8 protein-coding genes are annotated in these 7,288 nt (G+C 50.2%); 4 read left to right on the forward strand and 4 right to left on the reverse strand.

The window, feature by feature from the left end; all coding sequences use genetic code 11:
* Positions 1–76: 76 nt before the first annotated feature.
* On the forward strand, positions 77–1,480 hold the full coding sequence (locus tag ACGS9J_RS26710; protein WP_442233565.1) for an ISNCY family transposase: 1,404 nt from the start codon (positions 77–79) through the stop codon (positions 1,478–1,480).
* Positions 1,481–1,512: 32 nt separating this feature from the next.
* Here ACGS9J_RS26710 and arsH read toward each other — a convergent pair whose 3' ends face one another.
* On the reverse strand, positions 1,513–2,217 hold the full coding sequence (arsH, locus tag ACGS9J_RS26715) for an arsenical resistance protein ArsH (RefSeq protein WP_258966733.1): 705 nt from the start codon (positions 2,215–2,217) through the stop codon (positions 1,513–1,515).
* 86 nt (positions 2,218–2,303) lie between these two features.
* Between arsH and ACGS9J_RS26720 the strand changes: the two genes are divergently transcribed.
* Genes ACGS9J_RS26720 through arsC form a run of 3 tightly spaced genes read left to right on the forward strand, consistent with a single transcriptional unit; the run spans position 2,304 to position 4,400 of the window.
* Complete coding sequence (locus tag ACGS9J_RS26720) at positions 2,304–2,624, forward strand: transcriptional regulator (RefSeq protein ID WP_032898385.1); 321 nt, start codon at positions 2,304–2,306, stop codon at positions 2,622–2,624.
* Between the two features lie 45 nt (positions 2,625–2,669).
* The gene (locus ACGS9J_RS26725) at positions 2,670–3,959 is read left to right on the forward strand and encodes an arsenic transporter (protein WP_442233566.1); all 1,290 of its coding nucleotides are present in this window, start codon (positions 2,670–2,672) and stop codon (positions 3,957–3,959) included.
* A gap of 12 nt (positions 3,960–3,971) precedes the next feature.
* Positions 3,972–4,400 (forward strand): glutaredoxin-dependent arsenate reductase, encoded by a 429-nt coding sequence (gene arsC, locus ACGS9J_RS26730; RefSeq protein ID WP_442233567.1) that lies wholly within the window; start codon positions 3,972–3,974, stop codon positions 4,398–4,400.
* A 124-nt stretch (positions 4,401–4,524) separates the two neighbouring features.
* Here the strand turns inward: arsC and ACGS9J_RS26735 are convergent, their stop codons facing one another.
* The 3 genes from ACGS9J_RS26735 to ACGS9J_RS26745 form a co-directional block, all read right to left on the reverse strand.
* Positions 4,525–4,896, reverse strand: a complete 372-nt coding sequence (locus tag ACGS9J_RS26735; RefSeq protein WP_442233568.1) for a winged helix-turn-helix domain-containing protein — start codon at positions 4,894–4,896, stop codon at positions 4,525–4,527.
* A gap of 25 nt (positions 4,897–4,921) precedes the next feature.
* A complete protein-coding gene (locus ACGS9J_RS26740; RefSeq protein ID WP_442233569.1) occupies positions 4,922–5,728 on the reverse strand; it encodes a TSUP family transporter in 807 nt (268 codons plus the stop codon).
* Positions 5,729–5,955: 227 nt separating this feature from the next.
* Entirely contained in the window at positions 5,956–7,164 is a 1,209-nt protein-coding gene (locus ACGS9J_RS26745; RefSeq protein WP_442233570.1) for an IS256 family transposase, read from the reverse strand.
* Positions 7,165–7,288: the final 124 nt, after the last annotated feature.

Raw genomic sequence — 7,288 nt, forward strand, 5'->3', positions numbered from 1 at the left:
TTGTAGTAGCAAAGTTGTAATGTCCGCTTATGGCTAAGTTAAGATGTCCGGCGTGTATAATCAAGTAAGGATTACCATGACGGCTCTCGCAGCGGAGTTTTTCACATTGGATGAAGTTAACCGACTCAAGATAATTCAGGACGTCATCGACCGGCGTCTGACAACACAGATGGCAGCTCAGCGGCTTGGTATCTCCGACCGTCAGTGCCGCCGTCTGCTTGCGCGTTATCGTGAAGATGGTCCGCTTGGCATGACCAGCCGCCGTCGTGGTAAATCCAGTAACAATCAGTTGCCTCAGGGACTGGCCGCGTATGCGCTGAATATTATTCGCGAGCGCTATAACGATTTCGGTCCGACGCTGGCCTGTGAAAAACTGTCTGAGGTTCACGGCGTCCATCTTTCTAAAGAAACCGTCCGTAAACTGATGACTCAGGCCAGTCTTTGGGTGCCACGTAAGCAACGTGCGCCAAAAATTCAGCAACCGCGCTACCGCCGTGCCTGTGCCGGTGAACTCATACAAATCGACGGCTGCGACCACCACTGGTTTGAAAACCGGGGACCTAAGTGTACGGCACTGGTTTACGTTGATGACGCAACCAGTCGTTTAATGCAGCTTCTTTTCGTGAAATCTGAGTCTACTTTCACCTATTTTGAAGCGACCCGGGGCTATATTGAAAAACATGGCAAGCCGCTGGCGCTGTACAGCGACAAAGCCAGTGTATTCAGGATCAACAATAAAAACGCAACCGGCGGCGACGGCGATACCCAGTTTGGCCGTGCGATGCATGAACTGAACATTCAGACCATTTGTGCAGAAACCAGTGCTGCCAAAGGCCGCGTTGAACGGGCGCACCTGACGCTTCAGGACCGCCTGGTCAAGGAGCTCAGGCTCCAGGGTATCAGTTCCATGGAGGCTGCGAACGCATTTGCCGAAGAATTCATGAACGATTACAACCGTCGTTTCGCAAAAGCGCCTCGCCAGGCGTTTGATGTTCATCGGGAACTGGATGTCGATGATGATCTTGATATGGTATTTAACTGGCGTGAAGCTCGTAAAGTGTCGAAATCACTCACAGTGCAATACGACAAAGTCCTTTATCTGATTGAAGACAGCGAATTCAGTCGTCGGGCGATTGGTAAATACATCGATGTCTGGCATTACCCGGATGGACATAAAGAGCTCCGGCTTAATGGCGTGTCACTTCCCTACTCCACCTATGACAAGCTTTCTGAAATCGATCAGGGGGCCATTGTGGACAACAAACGTCTGGGGCGGGCCCTGGAAATGGCGCAGCTGGTCCAGGCCGAGCGGGATAATAACCGGTCGCAGTCCGTTCCATCCGGCGACGGTCCTTCACGCAGGCGTAAAGCCCCCACGACGAAGAAATCTCAGCGCTCCCTTGATCAGGACGATATGTTCAATGCCCTGGTGAAACTTCAGTCACGCTCTGAAGAGATATTTGGAAAGAAACCGATTTAAAGCCCGGTAATCCATCCGGGCGTGTCTGGTTATCAGATTTTAGCCTGATTGACCCGTGCAGAGAGCTCCTGATGACTTTCTTTCCTTTCGCTGTAACGGTCGGACAGGTAGGCTGTGTGCCCTTTCAGGAGTAACGTCATTTTGAATAACTCTTCGGTAACGTCGACAATCCTGTCATACCAGGGTGAGGGTTTCATGCGCCCTTCATCATCAAATTCCTGCCATGCCTTTGGCACTGACGACTGATTGGGAATGGTGAACATCCGCATCCAGCGGCCAAGTATCCGCATCTGATTGACCGTGTTAAACGACTGTGAACCACCACAAACCTGCATGACCGCCAGCGTTTTTCCCTGGGACGGACGAACAGCACCTTCACTCAGGGGTATCCAGTCAATCTGGGCCTTCATCACCGAGCTCATGGCGCCATGTCTTTCCGGAGAACTCCAGACCATTCCGTCACACCACCTGACCAGCTCGCGGAGTTCAAGCACTTTGGGGTGACTTTCGGGTGCATCATCGGGTAACGGCAGACCGGATGGGTTAAAGATTTTCACCTCAGCGCCCATCTTTGCCAGCAACCGCCCGGCCTCTTCCGCTGCAAAACGACTGTAGGACCGCTCTCGTACTGAACCGTACAGGATGAGAATACGCGGCATGGTTTCGTTGTTGCCCGTAAGTTTGCTGGCAAGCGCATCATCAAAATAAGCCGGTTCGATTGCTGGTAAGTCGGTCATAAAAAATCTCCATTTCATAAGCTATGCTTTAAAAGTTATCACATATGAAATACCATATGTATTGTTATTTTTTAACGAGGTTAAGCATGCTACAACCTGTTCAGCTTTTTAAACTGCTCGCCGACGAGACCCGTTCGACTATCGTGATGCTTCTCAGGGAGTCCGGTGAAATGTGCGTCTGTGACATCTGTGCGGCAACCGCAGAGTCTCAGCCAAAAATTTCTCGCCATATGGCCCTTTTACGCGAAGCCGAGCTGGTCATCGACCGTCGCGAAGGAAAATGGGTGCATTACCGACTGTCGCCACACATGCCAGCATGGGCTGCGGGTATTATTGATACAGCCTGGAACTGTGAACGAGAAAACATACGCAACAAGCTTAGTAGCGTGGCATCTGCCTCCTGCTGATGGCGATATATATATCCGAATAAACAAATGTGAATGGAGTTTCTGATGTTACTGGCTGGTGCTATCTTTTTATTCACGCTCGTCCTGGTTATCTGGCAACCCAGAGGGTTGGGAATTGGCTGGAGTGCCTCACTGGGCGCAGGTCTGGCATTGCTGACTGGCGTCGTTCATCTGGGGGATATTCCGGTGGTCTGGCAGATAGTGTGGAATGCGACCGCCACCTTTATTGCCGTGATTATCATCAGTCTTCTGCTCGATGAATCCGGCTTCTTTGAATGGGCCGCACTGCACGTTGCCCGTTGGGGGAATGGCCGGGGGCGGCAGCTCTTCACCTGGATCGTCCTGCTTGGCGCGATGGTCGCCGCACTGTTCGCCAACGACGGTGCCGCACTGATCCTGACGCCTATCGTTATCGCGATGCTGCTGGCGCTGGGGTTCAGCCGGGGAGCAACCTTAGCGTTTATCATGGCCGCAGGGTTTATCGCTGACACGGCAAGCCTGCCGCTGATTGTCTCAAACCTGGTAAACATCGTCTCGGCGGATTTCTTTAAGCTTGGTTTCTCCGAATATGCCGCCGTGATGGTCCCGGTTAACCTGGCCGCGATTGCGGCTACGCTGGTGATGCTGCATCTGTTTTTCCGCAAGGACATTCCCGCCGTTTACGACGTTTCTCTGTTGAAAGAACCGAAAGACGCTATACGCGATATGAATACCTTTAAAACCGGCTGGCTGGTTCTGGTGTTGCTTCTGGTGGGATTCTTCGGACTGGAGCCGCTGGGCGTACCGGTCAGTCTGGTCGCAGCCGCTGGGGCATTGCTTCTGTTTGCTGTTGCGAAAAAAGGGCATGCCATTAACACCGGTAAGGTGCTGCGTGGTGCGCCCTGGCAAATCGTTATCTTCTCGCTGGGGATGTACCTGGTGGTCTACGGCTTACGAAATGCCGGTCTGACCCACTATCTCTCTTCCTTGCTGAATCAGCTGGCAGAACAGGGATTGTGGGCGGCAACGCTGGGTACGGGCTTCCTGACGGCCTTCCTGTCATCGGTGATGAATAATATGCCGACCGTGCTGGTTGGAGCGCTGTCGATTGATGGCAGCACAGCAACCGGTGTTATCAAAGAAGCGATGATTTACGCCAACGTCATCGGCAGCGACCTGGGGCCAAAAATTACCCCTATCGGCAGTCTGGCAACGTTACTGTGGCTGCACGTTCTGTCGCAGAAAAACATCAAAATTACCTGGGGATATTACTTCCGGGTGGGCATTGTCATGACAATCCCCGTGCTGTTTGTCACGCTGGCAGCACTGGCGCTTCGTCTGTCTTTCACTTTGTAATGAGATACTGATATGAGCAACATTACCATTTATCACAACCCGGCCTGCGGCACGTCACGCAATACCCTTGAAATGATCCGTAACAGCGGGACTGAACCCACGATTATTCTTTATCTGGAAACACCGCCAACCCGCGAGGAACTTGTAAAGCTGATTGCAGATATGGGGATCACGGTTCGAGCGCTGTTACGCAAGAATGTCGAACCTTTTGAAGCGTTAGGGCTGGCAGAAGACCGCTTTACTGACGAGCAGTTAATCGATTTTATGTTGCTGCACCCTATTCTGATTAACCGGCCAATTGTCGTTACCCCTCTGGGGACTCGTTTATGCAGACCTTCTGAGGTAGTGCTGGATATTTTGACTGATGAGCAACGCGGTGCGTTCACCAAAGAAGATGGTGAACGCGTTGTTGATGAACAAGGTAAACAGCTCAAGAAATAACTATTCTCGGGGGAGTGCTTTGTGCTCCCTTGAGTTTTCCTGACAGTAATGTCACTGCGTCAGAAATCCCATCGTCACTGCCATGCCAAAACCCAGACAATGGACCCGTAGTAATAGTCTGAGGTTAACTGGCACCGAAGATAATTTTTTCAAGTTCCTGCAAATCCTGTTGTGATTGTTCATTAAGATGAGCCTCTGCTTTGTCATACCAGTTCAGCAATTTCTTACCAAGTGGAGTCAAAACAGTGCCGCCACCTTTGTTTCCACCTGTGGAAGTTATGACTACCGGCTTGCCTATCCCTTTGTTCAACGTATCAATCAGGAGCCATGCCCTTTTATAGGGTATTCCCAGATCTTTTGCGGCGGCTGACAGGGAATGAAAACCCTCTATTGCTCGCAACAGATCGATTTTCCCCGGCCCCAGCGAGATATTGTCATTAATGTAAATACGGGGCCTGACTAAAATAAAATCAGAGATTAGCGCTTTTTTATTCATCCTGAGACCTCCGGGCGACGTATTTTTATCTGGTGTGTTTGAACGTTTTGATGGCAGAGATAAGAAGGATCAGCCCAAGTAAAGTCATAAGTGCTTTAACCTGCAACAGGCCGACCAGAAGTCCGCCAGTTGCAGCGCCAATAACTGAGCCGACGACCATCCATATAAACAGCGGCCTCTCTTTCTTGAGAACCTGGAAAGCGTCTGCATTTGTATAACGAGAAAAACCAACAATCATCGTTGGCAGACTGACCATCAGTGACAGGCTTCCGGCTAGCTTGATGTCTACCCCGAAAAGGATAACGATGGTGGGGATAAGAAGCTCGCCGCCAGCCACACCGAGCAACGCTGCAACTATCCCGATAAAGAACCCTGAAACCACACCCGCAATAATAGTGGCAATGCCGGGTTGAAATAACCCGCCTGAAATACTGTGCAGCGGCATCCAAGCTTCAGATAGCATGACGAACGATAGTAAGACAAGCAGGACCAGAATAATTCTGTCCAGCCAGATTCTCGACATCTTAATGGCACGACCTGCGGCCCACCACGCGCCAATAAGACTGCCTGCCAGCAAATTTATGACAATATCAAGATGCGCAACCAACTGATCGAGGGATATAGATTTTGTGCGGAAAATTAATGCAATCGCCACCACGGCAAGGCTCATAGCTTTATTAAAAATGACGGCTTCCAGGGTTGGGATTTTGAAACTACCGATCAGGACGGGAAGGCGGAATTCAGCCCCTCCGAGTCCAATCAGCCCGCCTAAAGCCCCGATAACTGCCCCTGAGAAAAAACCTTTACCATTCCTTTTTGAAACTGAAGACATGTGTTCCTCACTGATTCGTTATGTCATTTTTGACATAACGACAAGAATAACATTGCAGTTGAGAAGTCTGTTAGTTGATTGTAAAGGTCAGGATTGATCCAGATTAAAGCTTATTTAATCTGTAATGGGCCTCATCGTTCATGCTGTAAGAATATTCAAGCAGCCAATACGCAGCTCATTCTTGCATGGACAGACCCTGTAAATAATTCTGTGTAACTGCCATCGTCTTAAAGGTGATCGCTCAGGCGGTCACCGAACTCGATAATAAAACGGCTCATCGCCAGCCGCCAGTTCTGGATCGGCATACTCCATTTTTTCGAAGCATCCTTGATCGCCAGATAAATAACTTTTCTCACCGAGTCGTCCGTCGGGAACACTTTGCGCTTCTTTATCGCCTGCCGGATCACGCTGTTTAGCGATTCGATGGCATTCGTGGTGTAGATTGCCTTACGGATATCGGGAGGATAGCCGAAGAACGTATTGAGATTTTCCCAGTGCGCACGCCAGCTTTTGCTGATTTGCGGATATTTATCATCCCAGACGTTCGCGAACGCATCCAGCGCCATCAGGGCTGCATCTTCCGTTGGAGCCTGATACACCGCTTTCAGTCCGCTGGTGACGGCTTTGTAATCCTTCCATGACACGTATTTCAGGCTGTTGCGCACCATATGGATGATGCACAGCTGGATATGCGTCTGAGGATAAACGCTGTTTACCGCATCCGGGAAGCCCTTCAGGCCGTCCACGCAGGCAATCAGGATATCCTGAAGCCCCCGGTTTTTAAGCTCTGTCAACACGCTGAGCCAGAACTTCGCGCCTTCATTTTCGGCCAACCACATGCCCAGTAATTCTTTCTGACCTTCTGTATTGATACCCAAAGCCAGGAACACCGCTTTGTTTATGACGCTGCCATTCTGACGAACTTTCACCACAATACAGTCAAGATAAACAATGGGATACAGTGCATCCAGAGTCCTATTTTGCCACTCTGTCACCTGTTCTTTAACCGCATCGGTGACTTTAGATATCAGCGTGGGAGACACGTCCGCATCGTACATTTCCTTGAACGTGGCGACGATTTCACGGGTCGTCATGCCTTTGGCATAGAGGGATAAAATCTGGCTATCCATCTGCGTGATGCGCGTCTGATTTTTCTTTATCAACTGAGGTTCAAAGGTGTTTTCACGGTCACGTGGTGTGCTGAGCTCAATCTCGCCGTCGTCGCATAACAGCGTTTTGGATGAATAGCCGTTGCGGGTATTCGAGCCTGATTTTGGGGCGTTTTTCTCGTGTCCGAGATGCTCAGTCAGCTCTGCATTCAGTGCAGTTTCGACGGTAAGTTTCGTCAGCATGCGGGAAAACGCATTGAGATCGGTTTCGGTTTTAAGGCCTTTGGCCAGCTCAGCAGCAAGTGCCTTGAGTTTCTTTTCGTCCATAATTTGCCTGTCTCCGTTGTTGGAGTGAACATATCAAAAACAGGCAGATACACAATTTAAATTACAGTCTCCATGGACATTTGAACTTTGCCCCACCCCGGACATCTCTACTTAGCCTTGACAT

The organism is Serratia quinivorans (genome assembly GCF_052113645.1).
GTDB lineage: Bacteria > Pseudomonadota > Gammaproteobacteria > Enterobacterales > Enterobacteriaceae > Serratia > Serratia quinivorans_B.